At 73.1% G+C, this 20,760-nt stretch carries 19 protein-coding genes; 13 read left to right on the top strand and 6 right to left on the bottom strand.

Annotated features, from left to right (window positions below):
* Positions 1-108 precede the first annotated feature (108 nt).
* The 5 genes from hutU to ACWDAS_RS16600 are packed head-to-tail and all read left to right on the top strand — an operon-like array spanning position 109 to position 7,179.
* Positions 109-1,785 (top strand): urocanate hydratase, encoded by a 1,677-nt coding sequence (hutU, locus tag ACWDAS_RS16620; RefSeq protein WP_450390791.1) that lies wholly within the window; start codon positions 109-111, stop codon positions 1,783-1,785.
* Positions 1,786-1,802: 17 nt separating this feature from the next.
* Complete coding sequence (locus tag ACWDAS_RS16615) at positions 1,803-2,990, top strand: allantoate amidohydrolase (RefSeq protein WP_450391167.1); 1,188 nt, start codon at positions 1,803-1,805, stop codon at positions 2,988-2,990.
* Entirely contained in the window at positions 2,987-4,345 is a 1,359-nt protein-coding gene (locus ACWDAS_RS16610; protein WP_450391165.1) for a formimidoylglutamate deiminase, read from the top strand. Before ACWDAS_RS16615 ends, ACWDAS_RS16610 begins: the two co-directional genes overlap by 4 nt.
* Entirely contained in the window at positions 4,342-5,514 is a 1,173-nt protein-coding gene (hutI, locus tag ACWDAS_RS16605; RefSeq protein WP_450390789.1) for an imidazolonepropionase, read from the top strand. The genes ACWDAS_RS16610 and hutI overlap by 4 nt, the downstream gene beginning before the upstream one ends.
* A 51-nt stretch (positions 5,515-5,565) precedes the next feature.
* Positions 5,566-7,179, top strand: coding sequence for a beta-N-acetylhexosaminidase (locus tag ACWDAS_RS16600; protein ID WP_450390786.1), 1,614 nt, complete (start codon positions 5,566-5,568; stop codon positions 7,177-7,179).
* A gap of 91 nt (positions 7,180-7,270) precedes the next feature.
* Here ACWDAS_RS16600 and ACWDAS_RS16595 read toward each other — a convergent pair whose 3' ends face one another.
* Complete coding sequence (locus tag ACWDAS_RS16595) at positions 7,271-8,155, bottom strand: RNA polymerase sigma factor SigF (RefSeq protein ID WP_450390783.1); 885 nt, start codon at positions 8,153-8,155, stop codon at positions 7,271-7,273.
* 197 nt (positions 8,156-8,352) lie between these two features.
* On the opposite strand from ACWDAS_RS16595, the gene ACWDAS_RS16590 reads away from it, so the two are divergent.
* The 7 genes from ACWDAS_RS16590 (at position 8,353) to ACWDAS_RS16560 (ending at position 15,084) form a co-directional block, all read left to right on the top strand.
* The gene (locus ACWDAS_RS16590; RefSeq protein ID WP_450390781.1) at positions 8,353-8,721 is read left to right on the top strand and encodes an STAS domain-containing protein; all 369 of its coding nucleotides are present in this window, start codon (positions 8,353-8,355) and stop codon (positions 8,719-8,721) included.
* Between the two features lie 140 nt (positions 8,722-8,861).
* Positions 8,862-9,371, top strand: a complete 510-nt coding sequence (locus ACWDAS_RS16585; RefSeq protein ID WP_450390778.1) for an ATP-binding protein — start codon at positions 8,862-8,864, stop codon at positions 9,369-9,371.
* A 91-nt stretch (positions 9,372-9,462) separates the two neighbouring features.
* A complete protein-coding gene (locus tag ACWDAS_RS16580; protein ID WP_450390776.1) occupies positions 9,463-10,146 on the top strand; it encodes an LPXTG cell wall anchor domain-containing protein in 684 nt (227 codons plus the stop codon).
* Positions 10,147-10,262: 116 nt separating this feature from the next.
* Complete coding sequence (locus tag ACWDAS_RS16575) at positions 10,263-11,588, top strand: beta-xylosidase (protein WP_450390773.1); 1,326 nt, start codon at positions 10,263-10,265, stop codon at positions 11,586-11,588.
* Between the two features lie 72 nt (positions 11,589-11,660).
* Entirely contained in the window at positions 11,661-12,806 is a 1,146-nt protein-coding gene (locus ACWDAS_RS16570) for a WxL protein peptidoglycan domain-containing protein (RefSeq protein ID WP_450390771.1), read from the top strand.
* Between the two features lie 5 nt (positions 12,807-12,811).
* A complete protein-coding gene (locus tag ACWDAS_RS16565; RefSeq protein ID WP_450390770.1) occupies positions 12,812-13,804 on the top strand; it encodes a hypothetical protein in 993 nt (330 codons plus the stop codon).
* Between the two features lie 44 nt (positions 13,805-13,848).
* The gene (locus ACWDAS_RS16560) at positions 13,849-15,084 is read left to right on the top strand and encodes a hypothetical protein (RefSeq protein WP_450391163.1); all 1,236 of its coding nucleotides are present in this window, start codon (positions 13,849-13,851) and stop codon (positions 15,082-15,084) included.
* An 8-nt stretch (positions 15,085-15,092) separates the two neighbouring features.
* On the opposite strand, the gene ACWDAS_RS16555 is transcribed toward ACWDAS_RS16560, so the two are convergent.
* From ACWDAS_RS16555 to ACWDAS_RS16545, 3 genes are read right to left on the bottom strand one after another with little or no spacing between them, the layout of a single operon-like run.
* The gene (locus ACWDAS_RS16555) at positions 15,093-16,289 is read right to left on the bottom strand and encodes a dipeptidase (RefSeq protein WP_450390767.1); all 1,197 of its coding nucleotides are present in this window, start codon (positions 16,287-16,289) and stop codon (positions 15,093-15,095) included.
* Between the two features lie 3 nt (positions 16,290-16,292).
* Complete coding sequence (gene purE, locus ACWDAS_RS16550; RefSeq protein ID WP_361797940.1) at positions 16,293-16,796, bottom strand: 5-(carboxyamino)imidazole ribonucleotide mutase; 504 nt, start codon at positions 16,794-16,796, stop codon at positions 16,293-16,295.
* A gap of 32 nt (positions 16,797-16,828) precedes the next feature.
* Positions 16,829-17,968 carry a 5-(carboxyamino)imidazole ribonucleotide synthase gene (locus tag ACWDAS_RS16545; RefSeq protein ID WP_450390764.1) on the bottom strand — a complete coding sequence of 380 codons (1,140 nt, stop codon included), beginning with the start codon at positions 17,966-17,968 and terminating at the stop codon, positions 16,829-16,831.
* 106 nt (positions 17,969-18,074) lie between these two features.
* Here ACWDAS_RS16545 and ACWDAS_RS16540 point away from each other — a divergent pair, with 106 nt between their 5' ends.
* Complete coding sequence (locus ACWDAS_RS16540) at positions 18,075-18,629, top strand: GtrA family protein (protein WP_450390761.1); 555 nt, start codon at positions 18,075-18,077, stop codon at positions 18,627-18,629.
* Between the two features lie 57 nt (positions 18,630-18,686).
* Here the strand turns inward: ACWDAS_RS16540 and ACWDAS_RS16535 are convergent, their stop codons facing one another.
* Both ACWDAS_RS16535 and ACWDAS_RS16530 read right to left on the bottom strand, forming a co-directional pair.
* A complete protein-coding gene (locus ACWDAS_RS16535) occupies positions 18,687-19,952 on the bottom strand; it encodes an ATP-binding protein (protein WP_450390759.1) in 1,266 nt (421 codons plus the stop codon).
* A 38-nt stretch (positions 19,953-19,990) separates the two neighbouring features.
* Positions 19,991-20,665 (bottom strand): response regulator transcription factor, encoded by a 675-nt coding sequence (locus tag ACWDAS_RS16530; RefSeq protein WP_389256499.1) that lies wholly within the window; start codon positions 20,663-20,665, stop codon positions 19,991-19,993.
* Positions 20,666-20,760: the final 95 nt, after the last annotated feature.

Genomic DNA, 20,760 nt, shown 5'->3' with positions numbered 1-20,760 from the left:
CCGGACACATCCCCTCGGGGGCGCCGGAGAGACGGAGGCCCGGTTGACTAGTGCTATTCAGCAGACCAGGATGTGAATGACTCAATCCAGTCGCGAGGAGGCAGGGGCATGACCGGAACCGGCGCCGGACCGAGGACCGTACGCGCACCGCGCGGCAGCGCGCTGACCGCGCAGGGCTGGCAGCAGGAAGCCGCACTGCGCATGCTGCAGAACAACCTCGACCCCGAGGTCGCCGAGCACCCCGAGAAGCTCGTCGTCTACGGCGGCACGGGCAAGGCCGCCCGCGACTGGCGGTCCTTCGACGCCATGGTGCGCACCCTCCAGGGCCTCAAGCAGGACGAGACGATGCTCGTCCAGTCCGGCCGCCCGGTCGGTGTGATGCAGACCCACGAGTGGGCGCCGCGGGTGCTCATCGCCAACTCCAACCTCGTCGGCGACTGGGCCACGTGGGAGGAGTTCCGCCGCCTGGAGGCCCTGGGCCTGACCATGTACGGCCAGATGACGGCCGGATCGTGGATCTACATCGGCACCCAGGGCATCCTGCAGGGCACCTACGAGACCTTCGCCGCGGTCGCGGAGAAGAAGTTCGGCGGCAGCCTGGCCGGCACCATCACCCTCACCGCCGGCCTCGGCGGCATGGGCGGCGCCCAGCCGCTCGCCGTCACCATGAACGGCGGCGTCGCCATCTGCATCGACTGCGACCCGCGCGCCATCGAGCGCCGCATCGAGCACCGCTACCTGGACGTGCGCGCCGACTCCCTGGAGCACGCGCTCGCCCTCGCCACCGAGGCCCGCGACCAGCGCAAGCCGCTGAGCATCGGCGTCCTCGGCAACGCCGCCGAGCTGGTGCCGCAGCTGCTGGCCATGGACGCGCCCATCGACGTCGTCACCGACCAGACCTCCGCCCACGACCCGCTGGCGTACCTGCCGATCGGCGTCGACTTCGAGGACATGGCCTCCTACGCCGCCGAGAAGCCCGCCGAGTTCACCCAGCGGGCCCGCGAGGCGATGGCGAAGCACGTCGAGGCCATGGTCGGTTTCATGGACGCAGGGGCCGAGGTCTTCGACTACGGCAACTCCATCCGCGGTGAGGCCCAGCTGGCGGGCTACGAGCGCGCCTTCGCCTTCCCCGGCTTCGTCCCGGCCTACATCCGCCCGCTGTTCTGCGAGGGCAAGGGCCCCTTCCGCTGGGCGGCGCTGTCCGGCGACCCGGCCGACATCGCCAAGACCGACAAGGCGATCCTGGAGCTCTTCCCGGAGAACGAGTCGCTGGCCCGCTGGATCAAGATGGCCGGTGAGCGGGTCCACTTCCAGGGCCTGCCCGCGCGCATCTGCTGGCTCGGCTACGGCGAGCGCGACAAGGCCGGCGAGCGCTTCAACGAGATGGTCGCCGACGGCACCCTGGCCGCCCCGGTCGTCATCGGCCGCGACCACCTCGACGCGGGCTCGGTCGCCTCCCCGTACCGCGAGACCGAGGCCATGCTCGACGGTTCCGACGCCATCGCCGACTGGCCGCTGCTCAACGCCATGGTCAACATCGCCTCCGGCGCCTCATGGGTCTCCATCCACCACGGCGGCGGCGTCGGCATCGGCCGCTCCATCCACGCCGGCCAGGTCACCGTCGCCGACGGCACCAAGCTGGCGGGCGAGAAGATCCGCCGCGTGCTCACCAACGACCCCGGCATGGGCGTCATCCGCCACGTCGACGCGGGCTACGACCGCGCCGACGAGGTCGCCGCCGAGCGCGGCGTGCGCGTGCCCATGCGCGAAGGCGGGGAGGCGTGACCTCCTCGTTCCACGAGATGTGGACGGAGTTGCGGCCGATCGGCCGCGACTCCGGCTCCGGCGGCTACCGCCGCTACGCCTGGACCGGCGCGGACGCCGACTGCCGCGCCTGGTTCAAGGCGCAGGCCGAGGGCCGGGGCCTGGCGTACGAGGTGGACCGCAACGGCAACCAGTGGGCCTGGCTCGGCGACCCCTTGGCCGGGGACGCGGTGGTCACCGGCTCGCACCTGGACTCGGTGCCCGACGGCGGCGCCTTCGACGGCCCGCTCGGTGTCGTGTCGTCCTTCGCGGCGCTGGACGAGCTGCGGGCCCGCGGCGCCGCCCCGGTCAGGCCGCTCGCCGTCGTCAACTTCGGCGACGAGGAGGGCGCCCGCTTCGGTCTGGCCTGCGTCGGCTCCCGCCTCACCGCCGGACAGCTCACCGCGGAGAAGGCCCGGGAACTGCGCGACGGCGACGGCGTCACCCTGGCCCGGGCCATGGAGCGGGCCGGCCACGACCCCGAGGCGATCGGCCCGGACGCCGAACGCCTCGCCCGTATCGGCGCGTTCGTCGAGCTCCACGTCGAGCAGGGCCGCGCCCTGGCCGACACCCCGCACGCGGTGGGCGTCGCCTCCGCCATCTGGCCGCACGGCCGCTGGCGGTTCGACTTCCACGGCGAGGCCAACCACGCGGGCACCACCCGCCTGGAGGACCGCCGCGACCCGATGCTGACCTACGCCAACACCGTGCTCGCCGCGCGCAAGAAGGCGCGGCTCGCCGGGGCGCTGGCCACCTTCGGCAAGGTCGGCGTGGAACCCAACGGCGTCAACGCCATCGCCTCCCTCGTACGCGGCTGGCTGGACTCGCGCGCCGCCGACGAGGCCACCCTCGCCGAGGTGGTCGGCGAGATCGAGCGCGCGGCGGTCGAGCGGGGCGAGCGCGACGGCGTCCGGGTGGAGGTCACCCGCGAGTCGTTCACCCCGGTCGTGGAGTTCGCGCACGGCCTGCGCGACGAGCTCGTCAAGCTGCTCGGTGACGCCCCCGTGCTGCCGACCGGGGCGGGACACGACGCCGGCATCCTGTCGGAAGCCGTCCCGACCGCCATGCTGTTCGTACGGAACCCCACCGGGGTCTCGCACTCCCCGGCCGAGACGGCCACCGAGGACGACTGCCTGGCCGGGGTGACCGCACTCGCCGACGTACTGGAGGGCCTGGCGTGTCGCTGACGCCGCAGAGCTATTGGGCCGAGTACGCCTGGACCGGCGGCCGCGTCGAGCGGGGCGTGGTCCTCGACACCGGCTCCGACGGCCGTATCGCCGCCATGCGCACCGGCGCCGCCGCGCCGCCCGTCGGCGCCGTGACGCTGCGCGGACTCACCCTGCCGGGTCTGGCCAACGCCCACAGCCACGCCTTCCACCGGGCCCTGCGCGGCACCGTCCAGCAGGGCAGCGGCACCTTCTGGACCTGGCGCGAGGTCATGTACCGGGTCGCGGCCGCGCTCACCCCCGACACGTACTTCGACCTCGCCCGCGCCGCCTACGCGGAGATGGCGCTGGCCGGCATCACCTGCGTGGGCGAGTTCCACTATGTGCACCACCAGCCCGGCGGCGCCCCGTACAGCGAGCCCAACGCCATGGGCGAGGCGCTGATCGCCGCCGCCGACGAGGCGGGAGTCCGCATCACCCTCCTCGACACCGTCTACCTCTCCTCCGGCTTCGGCGCCGCCCCCGAGCCCCACCAGCTGCGCTTCAGCGACGGGGACGCCGAGGCCTGGGCCGAGCGCGCCGCCGCCCTCACCGACCGGCCCCACGCGCGCATCGGCGCGGCCGTGCACTCGGTGCGCGCCGTCCCCGCCGCCCAGCTGGCCACGGTCGTGCGCTGGGGCGAGGACCGCCAGGCGCCGCTGCACGTCCACCTGTCGGAGCAGCCCGCCGAGAACGACGCATGCCGCGCCGCGCACGGCGTCACCCCCACCCGGCTCCTCGCCGACCACGGCGTGCTGGGCCCGCGCACCTCGGCCGTGCACGCCACGCACCTCACCGACGAGGACATCGCGCTGCTCGGCGGCTCCGGCACCACCGTCTGCATGTGCCCCACCACCGAGCGGGACCTCGCCGACGGCATCGGCCCGGCCAAGCGGCTGCAGGAGGCGGGCAGCCCGCTCAGCCTCGGCAGCGACAGCCACGCCGTGATCGACCTGTTCGAGGAGGCGCGGGCCATGGAGCTCGACGAGCGGCTGCGCACCCGCACCCGCGGCCACTGGACCGCCGCGCAGCTGCTGCGCGCCGCCACCGCCGACGGCCACGCCTGCCTGGGCTGGCCCGACGCCGGGCGGCTGGAGGCGGGCGCGCTCGCCGACTTCACCACGATCGCGCTCGACAGCGAGCGCACCGCGGGGCCGCCGGCCCGCCTCGGCGCCGAGACCGCCGTGTTCGCCGCCACCGGCGCCGACGTCCGCCACACGGTGGTCGCCGGCCGCCATGTCGTCCGCGACGGCGCCCACCAGCTCGTCCACGACGTGGGCGCGGCCCTGGCCGCCGCGATCTCCGCCGTTCCCGCCGCCGAAGGAAGCGCGTCATGAGCAGCAGCGTCATCACCAACATCGGCGGCCTGGTCACCAACGACCCGGCGCTCGGGGAGGGCCCGCTCGGGCTCCTGGAGGACGCGGCCGTCGTCATCGACGGCGAGCACATCGCCTGGGTCGGCCCGAGCGCGCAGGCGCCCGCCGCCGACGAGGCGTACGACGCGGCCGGACGGGCCGTCATCCCGGGCTTCGTCGACTCCCACTCGCACCTGGTCTTCGCGGGCGACCGCACCCGCGAGTTCAACGCCCGCATGTCGGGCCAGGCGTACACCGCGGGCGGCATCCGCACCACCGTCGCCGCCACCCGCGCGGCGAGCGACGAGGAACTGCACGCCAACGTCGCCCGCTACGTCGCCGAGGCGCTGCGCCAGGGCACCACCACCATCGAGACCAAGTCGGGCTACGGCCTCACCCCGCACGACGAGGCCCGGGCCCTGCGCATCGCGGCCGACCACGCCGACGAGGTCACCTTCCTCGGCGCGCACATCGTCGCCCCCGAGTACGCCGACGACCCGGCCGGATACGTCGACCTCGTCACCGGCCCGATGCTCGACGCCTGCGCCCCGTACGCCCGTTGGGTCGACGTCTTCTGCGAGCGCGGCGCCTTCGACGGCGACCAGGCCCGTACGATCCTGACCGCCGGCGCCGCCCGCGGCCTGGTGCCGCGGGTGCACGCCAACCAGCTCGGCCACGGTCCGGGCGTGCAGCTCGCCGTGGAGCTGGACGCGGCCTCCGCCGACCACTGCACCCACCTCACCGACGCGGACGTGGACGCGCTCGCGAACAGCGGCACGGTCGCGACGCTGCTGCCCGGCGCCGAGTTCTCCACCCGCGCCGTCTACCCCGACGCGCGGCGGCTGATCGACGCGGGCGCCACGGTCGCGCTGTCCACGGACTGCAACCCCGGCTCCTCCTTCACCAGTTCCATGCCCTTCTGCGTGGCCGTCGCCGTACGCGACATGCGGATGACCCCCGACGAAGCGGTACAGGCGGCCACCCTGGGCGGGGCGCGGGCGCTGCGCCGGGACGACGTCGGGCGTCTGGCGCCGGGCGCGCGGGCCGACGCGGTCGTGCTGGACGCGCCGTCGCACGTCCACCTCGCCTACCGGCCGGGTGTGCCGCTGGTGTCCGCCGTATGGCGGCGCGGGGTGCGCCAATCCCTGTGACCCGCGGCGCACGCGGCTTGCCGCCGCCGTCGGGGTGATAGACGTTCGGGAATGAGACGACGACGTGTGCTGACCGCGGCCCTGCTGTCTCTCGCGGCCGCGGCCCCGCTCGCCACCGCGGCGCCGGCTCCTACCGAGGCCGACGAGGCTCGGCCGCTCGGGCAGGTCGTCCCCGCACCGGCCTCGGTCGACCCGGGCGGGGAGTCGTTCACCCTCAGGGAGGACGCGCGGATCCACGTGCCCGCCGGCTCGCCCGGGGCCCGCGCGATCGCCGGCCAACTGGCCGGGCTGCTGCGCCCGCCGACCGGCTATGCCCTGCCCGTGACCAGGGACCGGGCCGATGACGGCATCGTGCTCGCGCTCGACGCCCGCGGCGCCACCGGGGCGGAGGGCTACACCCTGCGCTCCACCGCCCGCTCCCTCGTCATCCGCGCCGCCACGCCCGCCGGGCTCTTTCACGGGGTGCAGACCCTGCGGCAGTTGCTCCCCGCCGATGTCGAGCGGCGCTACACCACCCGGCGCCCGTGGACCGTGGCCGGCGGCACGATCTCCGACGCGCCGCGGTACGGCTACCGCGGCGCGATGCTCGACGTGGCGCGCCACTTCTTCACGGTGGACGAGGTCGAGCGCTACATCGACCAGCTCGCCCTCTACAAGATCAACCGGCTCCATCTGCACCTGACCGACGACCAGGGCTGGCGCATCGCCGTCGACGGGCTTCCCCGGCTGGCCTCCCGCGGCGGCAGCACCGAGGTCGGCGGCGGGCCGGGCGGCTTCTACACCAAGGCCGACTACCGGCAGCTCGTGGCGTACGCGGGGAGCCGCTACATGACCGTGGTCCCCGAGATCGACATGCCGGGCCACACCAACGCGGCCCTCGCCTCCTACGCCGGGCTCAACTGCGACGGCGTCGCCCGCGAGCTCTACACGGGAACCGCCGTCGGCTTCAGTTCGCTGTGCGTACCGAAGCCCGCCACCTCCGCCTTCGTGGACACCGTCCTGCGCGAGGTGGCCGCGATGACCCCCGGCCCGTACCTCCACATCGGCGGTGACGAGGCCCGAGCCACCCCCCATGCCGAGTACGTCGCCCTCATGGACCGCGCCCAGGCCGTCGTCCGCGCCCGCGGCAAGACGGTCGTCGGCTGGCACCAGATGACGGGCGCCCATCCCGTCCCCGGCGCCGTCGCCCAGTACTGGGGGACCGGCAGCGAGGACCAGGCCGCCGTCGCCGCCGCCGCCCGCGCGGGCACCCGCCTGGTCCTGTCGCCCGCGAACCACGCGTACCTCGACATGAAGTACGACGCGGACACCTCCCTGGGCACCTCCTGGGCCGGGCGGACCGACGTCCGGAGCGCCTACGACTGGGATCCGGCGGGCTTCGTCAGGGGCGCCCCCGCGGAGTCCGTCCTCGGGGTCGAGGCCCCGCTGTGGTCCGAGACGATCACCGGCAGCGCCGACATCGAGTACATGTCCTTCCCCCGCCTGCCCGCCGTGGCCGAGCTCGGCTGGACCCCCGCCGCCCGCACCGGCTGGCCCTCCTTCCGGGAACGTCTCGCGGCCCAGGGCCCGCGGTGGTCGGCCATGGGGGTCAACTTCTACGCCGCCCCCGGGATCGACTGGCCTCCCGGCGGGGACGGACCGGGCAACGTCGCCGGCCTGTCCTGAGTGGGCGGGCGGCCGGGCGGCCGCACAACGCGGAGGGCCCGGTGAGATCTCTCACCGGGCCCGTCGTGCCGCGCGGGGAAGGGGGGCGGGGTCACTCCTCCACGAGCAGCCCCCGCCGCAGCCGCCCGAGGGTGCGGCTGAGCAGCCGCGACACGTGCATCTGGGAGATGCCCAGCTCGTCGCCGATCTCCGACTGTGTCATGTTGCCCACGAAGCGCAACGACAGTATCTGCCGGTCGCGTGCCGGGAGCTCCGCGATCAGCGGCTTGAGGGACTCCACGTACTCGATCCCCTCCAGACCGTGATCCTCGTAGCCGATGCGGTCGGCGAGGGCCCCCTCGGAGTCGTCCTCCTCGGGCTGGGCGTCCAGCGAGCTCGCGGTGTACGCGTTGCTCGCGCTCATGCCCTCGACGACCTCGGCCTCGGTGATCTTGAGCTTGGCGGCCAGTTCGGCGACCGTCGGTGCGCGGTCGAGCTGCTGGGCGAGCTCGTCACCGGCCTTGGCCAGGTCGAGCCGGAGCTCCTGCAGGCGCCGCGGAACCCGCACGGACCAGGAGGTGTCACGGAAGAAGCGCTTGATCTCGCCGATGATGGTCGGCATCGCGAAGGTGGGGAACTCGACCCCGCGGCTCAGTTCGAAGCGGTCGATGGCCTTGATCAGCCCGATCGTGCCGACCTGCACGATGTCCTCGACCGGCTCGCTGCGGGAGCGGAACCGCGAGGCGGCGAACTTCACCAGCGCGAGATTGAGCTCGACCAGGGTGTTGCGGACATAGCTGTACTCATGAGTGCCCTCCTCCAGCGTCTCCAGCCGCTGGAAGAGCGTTTTGGACAGGGCCCGTGCGTCGACCGGACCCACTTCGTCGAAGGGCGGGATCTCCGGGAGGTCCTCCAGGCCCTCCGGTGTTCCGTGTTCCTCGTGAACGCTGGCCTCGGTGGTCGCCGACGCGTCACGCGCGTCGAGCCGGGATGCCATGCTCTCCTCCTCGGTGCGGCGGCAGGGCAAGCGGAGCCTGAAATTCAGCCCACACTCCACGCCTACCCCGTTCGGCGCGGTTATTGCAACCCGGGGGCCGTCGATCTCCGGACCGCCGCCGGAGCGACTACCACCCAGGTCAGGAAGCGCGTAGGGTGCGAGGTGCGCATCGCCGAGTCATCCCGGGAGGAGTGCGCATGGACCGCGAAATGGTCGGTACGACCGGCCGTGACCGTCTGCATGTGTCCGTGCAGCGGTACGGCACGAAGGCGGTCGTGGCACCCGCCGGTGAACTCGATCATCACACCGCCGACCTGTTGCGCGAGCCGCTCGACAAGCTGCTCGAGGACGGTTTCGGCACGATCGTGGTCGACTGCACGCATCTGGAGTTCTGCGACTCCACCGGGCTCAACGTACTGCTCGGCACCCGGCTGAAGGCCGAGGCCGCGGGCGGTGCGGTCCATCTGGCCGGGATGAGGCCGGCCGTGGCCAAGGTCTTCGCCATCACCGGCGCCGAGGCCGTGTTCACCGTGCACAACACCCTGGACGACGCACTCCAGGAGTGACCCTCCGCAGCGGCCCCGTACGCGGCCGCTGAGGCACGCCCTGTTTCGTCCGCATACAGAGGTGTTCACCGGAGCGGCCCGGGCAGGAGAGACCTCGGGATCACCTCTGAACTGGCGGAAATCGGTGAGTGGAGGCGCTGATGAGCACCACCCGGCCCCCTGCGGCCGACGACCGCGGCCCGGACCCGGGCCGTGCCGCCGTGCCTCCGCACGGCCACGGCGACCAGGGCGACCGCGGTGGCCAGGCGCGCCGGCTGCTGCTCGCCGGCGTGGCCGGTGTGGTGCCCAGCGCCCGTGACTTCACGCGCCAGGCGCTGCACGACTGGGGCTGGCTGCCCGCCGACACCGCCGACCGCCGCGCGGCGGCCGAGGACGTCCTGCTGGTGGTCTCCGAGCTGGTGACCAACGCCTGCCTGCACGCGGGCGGCCCCGAGGAGCTGCGGCTGTTCCGCAGTCCCAAGGCGCTGCGCCTGGAGGTCGTCGACGGCGGGGTCGGCAGCCCCGCCCCGCGCACCCCGCACCGTGCCGGACGGCCGGGAGGGCACGGGATGTTCATAGTGCAGCGGCTCTGCCTCGACTGGGGGGTCGCGCGCCATGCCGACGGCCGGCCGGGCAAGACGGTCTGGGCCGAGGTCGCCGCCCCGGCCTGAGCCGGATCTCTTCCCCTCTTTCCCTCACGGGCGTACTGTCGCGCCACATCTGATGGATCGTCAGTAACTTCTGGGGGAAGGGAGACATCCGGTGTCGCTCCCCAAGCGCAAGGCGGCCGCGGTGTCGACCGCCGTCGCCCTCACGGCGGCGGCGGTCGTGCTCGGCGGCGCCCCGGCCGCGTACGCGAAGGTCGTGGACGTCAAGTACAACTGCAAGACCCCGATCGGCGACAAGAGCGCCGTCTCGCCCATCGACGTCACCGCCTCGAAGTCGGGGCCGGGCTACCGGATCGTCATGTCGTTCCGAAAGGGGGTCTCCTCCAGTCCGGTCGAGCTGGGCAAGGGCGCCATGAACCCGAGCGCCCTCATCGCCCTGGGCGGGGCGGAGAGCGGTTCGCTCAAGGTCTCCGGCCCGGCGAACGCCGAGGCCGTACCGGCCAACACCCCGATCAAGATCAACGACTTGTCCGGCACCTACGTCCCGCGCAGGAACGGCAAGGTCACCTTCACCGCGGGGGTCCTCACCATCAAGGCCCTCGGCACGACGACGACCTGCACCCCCGGCAACAACCCGGGGCCCTCGCTCACCCTCGACGTCGCGGCGGCGGGCGGCTCCTCCTCGGGTGGTCCGGGCGGTTCGAGCGGCGGGGACTCCCTGCCGCAGACCGGCCCGGAGGACGGCACCGTGGCGCTCGGCACCCTCGGCGGCACGGTCCTGCTCCTCGGGGCCGGCGGCATGCTGTGGCTGACCCGCCGTCCGGGACACCGTATCTGACGTTCCGTCAAATTCGGTCAGGCTTTCGCATTGACTTCTCTTGGTCGCCGGACGTCAATGGCCGTCGTCGGCACAGAAAGGGACTCTGTGCCAGAAAAGTGATCAAGAGGTGCGAAATGATTGCCATCCCTCGAAGAGGCACCTTATGGAGACGGAGGTCCGCCGCCGTCCTGGGGGCGCTCGCACTCGCCTTCGGCGGCGGGACCCTACTCGCCGGCCCCGCCGCCGCGGCGACCTCCACCTTCCAGGTGCACTGCATCCCGCCCGGCATCTCCGGCATCCCGCCGTTCGACGGCCCGACCGTCGCCGGCGTCACGGTGAGCGACACGACCCCGCAGGTCGGTGACACCGTCACCGTCACCTACGTGCTCGACGGCCCCATGGCCAACACCAGCACCTTCAACCTCCCCATCCCCGAGGACCAGATCACCCCGACGGTCAAGGTGCAGCTCGGCGGCGCGCAGACGCAGGAGCTCACCCTCGTCGGGCCCAAGAAGAACCCGGTGATCCCGGCCGGCGCCGACTTCCCGAACTTCACCATCACTGGCACCTTCACGGTCGCCGCGCCCGGCCGGATCACCCTCACCCCGGGCGACTACAACGTCCACTCCGACTACGGCATCTCGGCGGACACCCCCTGCACCGTGAACAACCCGCCCGCCCCCGTCGCCGAGACCATCACCGCGACCGCCGCCAACGGCCGCCACATCGCGCTCGGTTCCTCCTCCGGCGTGATCGGCGCCGACGTCACGGTCACGGGCACCGGCTTCACCGGGGGCGCCGCGGTGACCGTCGCGGGCGTCCGGGGCGCCGCCGCCACCGGTGAGTTCACCTCCGTCGCCGCCGACGCCTCGGGTGCCTTCACCGCGACGCTGGCCGTCAGCGACCTCGACACCACCGGCATCGTCGCCTTCGAGGGCGGCGCGTACGACCCGTCCACCGCGGCCGGGCCGGTGGCCTACACCGTCATCGACAACACCCCGCCGCCGCCCGGCAGCCAGAAGCTCAACACCTCGGTGAAGGCGGGCACCCTGTCGATGACCCAGGTCGGCGACACCGTCGAGATGACGCCGGTCGACTTCGGCGAGGGCGGCGCCTCCACGGGGGCCCTGCGGGCCGTGACCGTCAAGGACTTCCGCGGCGGCGCCACGGGCTGGTCGCTCACCGGCAAGGTCACCGACTTCAAGGGGCCCGGCGGCGCGCTGATCGGCGCCGACCGGCTCAGCTGGAGCCCGGCGTGCGTCACGGCGCCCGGCAGCCCCAGCACCTGTGCGGCGGGCTCCGCCGGGACCGTGGGCAGCGCGGGCGCAACGCTGGCCTCGGCACCCGACGGGACGCTCACCGGCGGTGAGTTCACCGTCGACGCGGGGCTGTCGCTGGACGTGCCCACGTACTCCGCCACGGGAAGCTACTCCGGAGTCTTGACCCTCACGCTTACCTGACGCACAGTCAGATAGCTCGGGTGGGCCGGCCGTCGGGACCGGCCCGCCACCGGACCGCGAGGGAGCGCGACCATGACCAGAGCCAGGGGCGGCGAAGCGGCCGCCAGGGCCGGAGCCAGGGCATTCGGCGCGCTCCTGACCGTCCTCCTCGTCCTCCTCGGCCTCGCTGCGGCGCCCGCACCCGCCGCCTTCGCCGCCGACAACGGCCGCTGGTCGGTCTTCCCCGCACCGGCCGCCGGGGCGAAGGACCGCAGTCCCACCGCCCAGGAACGGCCCTTCTTCACCCTGGAGGCGGACCCCGGCACCACGCTCCGGGACAAGGTCTCCGTCTCCAACCTCTCCGGTGAGCCGATGACCTTCCGGCTCTACGGCGCCGACGCCTACAACACCCCGCGCGACGGCGGCTTCGCCGTGCGCGGCGCCGACGAGAAGAACACCGACGTCGGCTCCTGGGTGCGGCTGGCCAGGAGCAGCCTCACCGTCCCCGCCCGCACCCGTGCCGACATCCCCTTCACCGTCACCGTCCCCGCCGACGCCTCGCCCGGCGACCACCCCGGCGCGATCGTCGCCCTGGACACCCACGTCGACACCGCCGCGGGCGACGTGCGGGTCGGCGTGCGCAGGGCCGTCGGGGCCCGCATCCACCTGCGCGTCGCGGGACCCGGCCTCGGCGCCCTGTCCGTGGAGCACATCACCGCCGGCCACACCGGGCCGCTGTTCCCCGGCACCGGCGACAGCCAGGCCACCATCCGCTACACCCTCGTCAACCGCGGCAACGTCTCGCTGACCCCCCGGCTCGCCGTCACCGCCAAGGGCCTGTTCGGCCGCACCCTGCTGGACCGCCGGGCGCGCACCCTGCCCCTGGAACTGCTGCCCGGGCAGCGCGTCGAGCTCACCGAACACTGGGCGGGCGCCCCGCAGCTCGACCGGGTCACCGTGCGGCTCCGCGTCACCGCGGCAGGCGGCGACGTCGACGAGACCGGCAGCGCCTCGTACCTCGCCGTGCCCTGGGCGGCCGTGGGCCTCGTGGCGGCCCTCCTCGGGGTCCTGCTGTTCTGGCTGGTACGGATCCGTGGGCGGCGCCGCGCACAGGACCCGGACTGTGCGGCGCAGGAGTATCCCCGCCGTGCCGACGGCACCGACCTCGCGGCCCGCGCGGGCGGCGGACCGGACGGCCCCGGCGCCACCGGCGCGGCCGTCGGCGGCAGGACGGCGTGAGGCCCATGCGACGACGCACCCACCGGCTGCTCGCGGCCGCCCTCGTCCTGCTCCCGCTGCTGTTCCTGCCCGCTCCCACCGCCGCGGCCGCCCCCGGCCCGGCCGTGACCGTCAGCCCCGAGGAGGCGGGCGCCGGCGGCGACATCACCGTACGCGGCACGGGCTGGCGGCCGGACGCCCTGCTCACCCTGCTCCTCTGCGGCCAGAACGCGATCGGCGGCACCAACTCCTGCGCCAACGCGTCCGGCAGGGCCGTCACCACCGACGGCCGCGGCGCCTTCCGCCGCGTGCTGCCGGTCGCGGAGCCCCCCAAGCCCTGCCCGTGCGTCGTCCACGTCGCCACCGTCACCGGCGAGCACACCGTGGTGGACGCGCCCTTCGTCGTCGCCGGCCATCCGAGCGCGCCGCTGCCCGAGCAGACCGGCGGCGGCCGGCTCGCCGTCCTCAGCGCCCGCCTCGACGGCTCCGGCGGCCTGCTCACGTGGTTCGGCGCCCCGCCCGGCCGCCGGCTGGTGCTCACCGTCGGCAACCTGGGCTCGGGTCCGGCGAAGGACCCCGTCTTCCGGGTCGGCACCTCGCACGGACTGTTCGGCCCCCAGTGGGAGGAGCGCACCTGGCGCGGCACCGTGCAGCCGGGCAGGAAGGCCCGGATCGAGCTGCCCGTCCAGCTGGCGGCCGGCGCCCACGGCGACTACACCGTCACCCTCGAACACGGGGGCAGGGTCCTGGCCACCGAGCCCTGGGACGTCCCCCGCCCCTGGGGTGTGACCCTCTTCTGGCTCCTGCTGTGCGTCGTCGTGCCCGCCGCGCTCTTCCGCCTCGGCATGGCCGTCGTCAACCGGGTCCGCCCGCGCGCCCCCGGGACCGTCGCGCCGCCTGCCGGCCCGGCGCCCACCCTGCCGTGGTTCAGCCACGACCACCAGCCGCAGCACCGCACCGCTGAGGGCCCCCCGTGGGCGGACGGCACCGCCCACCGCCACGAAAGGAACCGCACGTGACCAACCGACGATCCCGGGCCGCCACCGCCGTCGGCCTCGCCCTGATGCTCAGCGGTGCGAGCGTCCTCGCCGCGGCCCTTCCGGCCGCGGCCGCCGAGGTCTCGTACGCCACCGAGTGCACCCCGCCCGCGGCGTCGGGCCTGCCCAAGGTCAACGGGACCACCAAGGCCGACGTCACCGCGCCCGCCACGGCCAAGGTCGGCGACGAGATCGAGGTGGTCTGGAAGTTCACCCAGGCCGCCTCCAAGAACCCCGACCTCGTCGACCTGCCCGCGAACAGCGTCAAACCCTCCGGCCAGGTCACCGTCGCCGGTGCCCAGACCGGCACCCTCGCCGTCGAGGGGCCGCGCGAGAACCCCGCCATCCCCAAGAACAGCGAGATGAAGCTCTCCGACATGAAGGGCACCCTGAAGCTCACGGCACCCGGCGACGTCACCCTCGCGCCCGGCGGCTACACGATCAACGCCTTCTCCACGGACACCACGTGCGTGCCGACCGGCGAGGTCCCGGTCGCCGCGACGATCAAGGTGACGGCGGACGGCGGCGGCACGAGCACGCCCACCACGACCCCGAGCACCACGCCGACGACCACCCCGAGCACCACGCCCACGACCTCCCCCAGCAGCACCGCGACGGGCGGCGGCGGAGCCTCCCACACCGGTAAGCAGGTCGACGTCTCCTACGCCTGCAAGACCCCCATCGGCGACAAGAGCGCGGTCTCGCCCGTGCAGATCAACGCCAAGGAGAACGGCGGCGCCTACGACCTCACCGTCCACTTCGCCAAGTCCGTGATGGACAGCCCCGCCGACATCCCCGCCGACTCCGTCAAACCCTCCATGAAGGTCGTGGTCGGCGGCGCCGACCAGGGCGAGGTCGCCGTCGAGGGCCCCACCAACAAGGACCCCATCAAGGCCGGCGACCCCATCGAGATCCCCGACCTCACCGGCACCTACACATCCGCCCACGACGGGCAGGCCACCCTCACGCCGGGCGTCCTGACCGTCGAGGCCCTCGGCACGACCACGACCTGCACCCCCACCGAGGACCCCGGCGTCTCCCTGACCCTGGACGTCACCGGGCAGCAGGGCGGCATCACCGGCGGCGGTTCCGGCGGGTCGTCCGGCACGTCCGGCGGGACGACCACCACCTCCGGAGGCCTCGCCGACACCGGCTCCTCCAGCCAGGCGTCCCTGCACGCGCTCGCCCTCGTCGCCGGCACGATCCTCCTGCTCGGCGGCGCGGTCTTCACCTTCACCCCGTGGAGCCGCCTGCGGCGCTGACCCGCGGGCTACCGGGCGACGGACCCGTCCAGCTCCTCGATCGAGGCGTTGGACGGTCCGCGCTTGCCCTTCAGCCCCGCCGCGACCGACTCGGCGTCGCGCAGCACCCGGACCGCGTTGCGCCACGCCAGCTTCGCGAGGTCGTCGTCGGACCAGCCGCGGCGCAGGAGTTCGGCGAACAGCCGCGGGTAGCCGGAGACGTCACCGAGGCCCTCGGGGAGGTGGGCGACGCCGTCGTAGTCGCCGCCGAGGCCGAGGTGGTCGACGCCGGCGACCTCGCGCATGTGGTCGAGGTGGTCGGCGACGGTGCCGATGTCCGCGACCGGCCGCGGGTGGCCGGCCTCGTACGCCTCCTGGACGGCCTGCGCCTCGGTGGACTGGTCGAGGGGGTGGAGGCCGTGGGCCTTCATGTTCTCGTTCGCGCCGACGATCCACTCGGCGGCCGCCGGCAGGATGAACTGCGGCACGAAGGTGGCCATGGCGACGCCGCCGTTGCCGGGCAGCTGCTCCAGGACGTCGTCCGGGATGTTGCGGACGTGGTCGCAGACGGCACGCGAGGACGAGTGCGAGAAGAGCACCGGGGCCTCGCTGACCCGCAGGGCCGCGCGCATGGTGTCGGGGGCGACGTGGGAGAGGTCGACGAGCATGCCGAGGCGGTTCATCTCACGGACGACCTCCTCGCCGAATGCGGTCAGTCCGCCGTGCCGGGCCTCGTCGGTGGCGGAGTCGGCCCAGTCGATGGTGTCGTTGTGGGTGAGCGTCATGTAGCGCACGCCCAGCGCGTACAGCATCCGCAGCACACCCAGGGAGTTGGCGATGCTGTGCCCGCCCTCGGCGCCCATCAGGGAGGCGATGCGGCCCTCGGCGCGCGCGGCCTCCATGTCGCCCGCGGTCACCGCGAGGCGCAGGGCGTCCGGGTGACGGTCGACCAGGCGCAGCACGCAGTCGATCTGTTCCAGTACGGCGGTGACCGCGTCGCCCCCGGTGAGGTCGCTGCGGACGTACACCGACCAGAACTGCGCCCCCACGCCGCCGGCCCGCAGCCGGGGGATGTCGGTGTGCAGGTGGGCGGACTGGTCACCGGCGATGTCCCGCCGGTCGAGGTCGTAGCGGACCTGCTCGCGCAGCCGCCACGGGAGGTCGTTGTGGCCGTCCACCACGGGGTGGGCGGTGAGCAGCTCCTGTGCGTGTGCGAGCAGGTCCATGGACTACTTCTTCCCTCCGAAACCGAAGCCGGCCGACCCCTCCACCTTGGCACGCAGGCGCTTGCCCTTCTCGGTCGCCTGCTGATTCAGCTCGTCCTGGAAGTGCCGCATGCGCTCGAGCAGTTCGGCGTCGTGCGCGGCGAGCATGCGCACCGCCAGCAGGCCCGCGTTGCGCGCGCCGGCCACCGATACCGTGGCGACCGGGACGCCGGCGGGCATCTGCACGATGGACAGCAGGGAGTCCATGCCGTCCAGGTACTTCAGCGGCACGGGCACGCCGATCACCGGCAGCGGCGTCACCGACGCCAGCATCCCGGGCAGGTGCGCGGCACCGCCGGCGCCCGCGATGATCGCCTTGAGACCGCGCTCGGCGGCCTGCTCGCCGTACGCGACCATCTCGCGCGGCATGCGGTGCGCGGAGACCACGTCGACCTCGTACGGCACCTCGAACTCGTCCAGCGCCTGGGCGGCGGCCTCCATGACCGGCCAGTCGGAGTCGGAACCCATGACGATGCCGACCAGCGGCCCGGCGGGAGTGCTCACTCTTGGATCGTCCCTCGCAGATAGTCGGCGGCGTGCCGGGCGCGCTCGCGCACATCGGCCAGGTCGTCGCCGTAGGTGTTGACATGGCCCACCTTGCGGCCGGGCTTCACGTCCTTGCCGTACATGTGGATCTTCAGCTGGGGGTCCCGTGCCATGCAGTGCAGGTACGCCGCGTACATGTCGGGGTAGTCACCGCCGAGCACGTTCGCCATGACCGTCCACGGCTGGCGCGGGCGCGGGTCGCCCAGCGGCAGGTCCAGGACCGCGCGCAGGTGGTTGGCGAACTGCGAGGTTATGGCGCCGTCCTGGGTCCAGTGGCCGCTGTTGTGCGGGCGCATGGCCAGCTCGTTGACGAGGATCCGGCCGTCACGGGCCTCGAAGAGCTCGACCGCCAGGTGCCCGACCACGCCCAGCTCCTTGGCGATGGTCAGGGCGAGCCGCTGGGCCTCCAGGGACCGGGCCTCCGGCAGCTCCGGCGCGGGCGCGATCACGGTGTCGCACACGCCGTCGACCTGGATGGACTCCACCACCGGGTAGGCGACCGCCTGCCCGTGCGGGGAGCGTACGACATTGGCCGCGAGCTCCCGTACGAAGTCGACCTTCTCCTCGGCGAGCACCGGCACGCCCGCCCGGAACGGCTCGGCGGCGCCGGCCTCGTCCCGGACGACCCACACGCCCTTGCCGTCGTAGCCGCCGCGCACCGTCTTCAGCACGACCGGATAACCCGCGCCCTCCTCGGCGAAGCGCGTGACGTCGGCCGGGTCGGAGACGATCCGGTGCCGCGGGCAGGGCACGCCGATCGAGTCGAGCTTCGCCCGCATCACGCCCTTGTCCTGGGCGTGCACCAGCGCGTCGGGTCCCGGGCGCACGGCGATGCCGTCGGCCTCCAGGGCCCGCAGGTGCTCGGTGGGCACGTGCTCGTGGTCGAAGGTGATCACGTCGCAGCCGGCGGCGAACGCGCGCAACGTGTCGAGGTCGCGGTGGTCGCCCACCACGACCTCCCCGGCGACCAGGGCCGCGGAGTCCACGGGTGTGTCGCTGAGGAGCTTGAATCTGATGCCGAGCGGGATGCCCGCCTCGTGGGTCATACGGGCGAGCTGGCCGCCCCCGATCATGCCGACTACCGGGAATGTCACAGTCACCAGGATATCCGGGCACGAATGAGGTACCGACCGCCGTCGGGGAGGGCCCCCGGTTAGCATGAAGGTCTCTGACCAGACACAGACGGGGCCGAACGATCACATGGACGGTGCGACCGGATCCACCACCCGAGCGGGGCTGCGGAGCCGGCTGACGGCGATGACCCGCGAGATCGCCAAATTCGGAGCGGTCGGCGGGGCGGGGGTCCTGGTCAACATCGGGGTCTTCAACCTCGTCCGGCACGTCACCGACCTGCAGGTGGTACGCGCCAGCATCATCGCGACCGTCGTCGCGATCGCCTTCAACTACGTGGGCTTCCGGTACTTCACCTACCGGGACCGGGACAAGTCCGGCCGCACGCGCGAGCTGACCCTGTTCCTGGTGTTCAGCGCGGTGGGCCTGGTGATCGAGAACGGGCTGCTCTACACGGCGACCTACGCCTTCGGCTGGGACAGCCAGTTGCAGAGCAACGTCTTCAAGTTCATCGGCATCGCCGTGGCCACCCTGTTCCGCTTCTGGTCCTACCGCACCTGGGTGTTCAAGGCGCTGCCCGTCCGTGAGGCGGTGCAGCAAGCAGAATCGTTCCTGGTCGCGAAGGGGAACGAGGCCCCCGGCGCCCGGACCGGCACGGGCGGGGCCCCCTCCGCCAGGGCCTGACCACGGCCGTCTCCGCGGTCCGCGCGGGCGCCTCGGCCGGCCCCCGCGCCGCGGTCCCTAGGCCTTTTCCGTGCCCTTCCCCCGGGCCCGGTCCTCACGCGCCAGGAAGAGCGCGAAGACCGGCGGACGCTGCTGCAGCAGTTCCAGCCGCCCGCCGTCGGCCTCCGCCAGGTCGCGGGCGACCGCGAGACCGATGCCGGTGGAGTTGCGGCCGCTGACCGTGCGCTCGAAGACCCGCGCCCCCAGCTCCGGCGGCACGCCCTGGCCCTCGTCCGTGACCTCGACCACGACCTGCGTACCGGTGACCCGGGTGGAGATCGCGACCGTGCCGGAGCCGTGCATCAGCCCGTTCTCGATCAGCGACGCGAGTACCTGCGCGACCGCCCCCGGCGTACCGACGGCGCGCAGCCGCTTCGTACCCGAAGAGGTGATGGCCCGGCCGGCGCTGCGGTACGCCGGGCGCCACTCCTCCACCTGCTGCTTGATCACGTCGTCGATGTCGAAGACGACCGCCGAGCCGGTGCGCGGGTCCCGCGCGTTGGTGAGCAGCCGCTGCACGACGTCGGTGAGCCGCTCCACCTGGCCGAGGGCGATCGTCGCCTCCTCCTTGACCGTCTCCTGGTCCTCCGCGGTGGCGATGATCTCCTCCAGCCGCATGGACAGCGCCGTCAGCGGCGTCCGCAGCTGATGGGAGGCGTCCGCCGCCAGACGCCGTTCGGCGGTCAGCATGCGGGCGATGCGCTCGGCGCTGCGGTCCAGCACGTCGGCGACCCGGTCCAGCTCCGGCACCCCGTAGCGGCGGTGCCGGGGCCGCGGATCACCGGAGCCGAGTCGTTCCGCGGTCTCCGCGAGGTCGGTCAGCGGGCTGCCGAGCCGGCGCGCCTGCCGTACGGCCAGGACGACGGCGGCCAGCACCGCCAGCAGCGCCACCGCCAGGATGATCAGCAGGGTGCGGCCGATCTCCTGGCTGACCTTGCTGCGGGACTCCTCGACGGTGACGGTCTCGCCGTGCTCGCCCGTCTGCTGCGAGGCGATCACCTGACCCGTGGGCTTGATGCCGATGCTGATCGGCTCCGCCCCCGGGATCTGCACCAGCGCGTACCGCCCGGGGGCGATCTGCTGGGCCAGCACCTCGCGGCTGATCCGCTCGTCGCCGATCATCCGGCTCTCGACGATGCCGACCAGCCGCACCGCCTCGGAGTCCACGCTCTCCTTGGCGCTGTTCTCGATCGTCCGGGCCTCCACCAGGACCAGGGAGACACCGAAGACGGCGATGACGACGAGCACCACGGCGAGCGTGGACTGGATGAGACGGCGGCGCATGAGTGAAGCGTGTCAGACCGTGCGGGGCGGTGGCGTGCCTAGTTCTTCTCGAACCGGAAGCCGACGCCGCGCACCGTGGAGATGTAGCGCGGGGCAGCCGCGTCGTCGCCGAGCTTTTTGCGCAGCCACGAGATGTGCATGTCCAGGGTCTTGGTGGACGACCACCACGTGGTGTCCCACACCTCGCGCATCAGCTGCTCGCGGGTGACCACCCGCCCGGCGTCGCGCACCAGCACCCGCAGCAGGTCGAACTCCTTCGCGGTGAGCTGGAGTTCCTCGTCCCCCATCCACGCGCGGTGCGACTCGACGTCGATCCGCACGCCCTGGGTGGAGGGATGCTGGGCCTCGGTGGTGCCGCGCCGCAGCAGGGCCCGCACCCGGGCCAGCAGTTCGGCCAGCCGGAAGGGCTTGGTCACATAGTCGTCGGCCCCGGCGTCCAGGCCGACCACCGTGTCCACCTCGTCGGCGCGGGCGGTCAGCACCAGTACCGGGAAGCCGTGGCCCTCGGTGCGCAGCCTCCTGCACACCTCGAGCCCGTCCATTCCGGGCAGCCCCAGGTCGAGCACCAGAAGATCGAAGGAGCCGAGCAGGGCGGCTTCGAGCGCCGCGGGTCCGTCCTCGCGCACCTCGACCTCGTACCCTTCGCGGCGCAGCGCGCGTGCGAGCGGTTCCGAGATAGATGCGTCGTCCTCGGCGAGCAGTACGCGGGTCATGCGCTGATGGTAGTCCGCCCGGAGAAACCGCACGCCGGGCGGGCCGTGGTCGCTGTGAGGTACATCTCAAGTCGTCCCATATAGCACATGTAGTG

It is taken from the genome of Streptomyces sp. NPDC001070 (assembly GCF_053598835.1).
The sequence above is the reverse complement of the archived record's forward strand: the minus strand, read 5'-3'. Positions and strand labels throughout refer to the sequence as shown.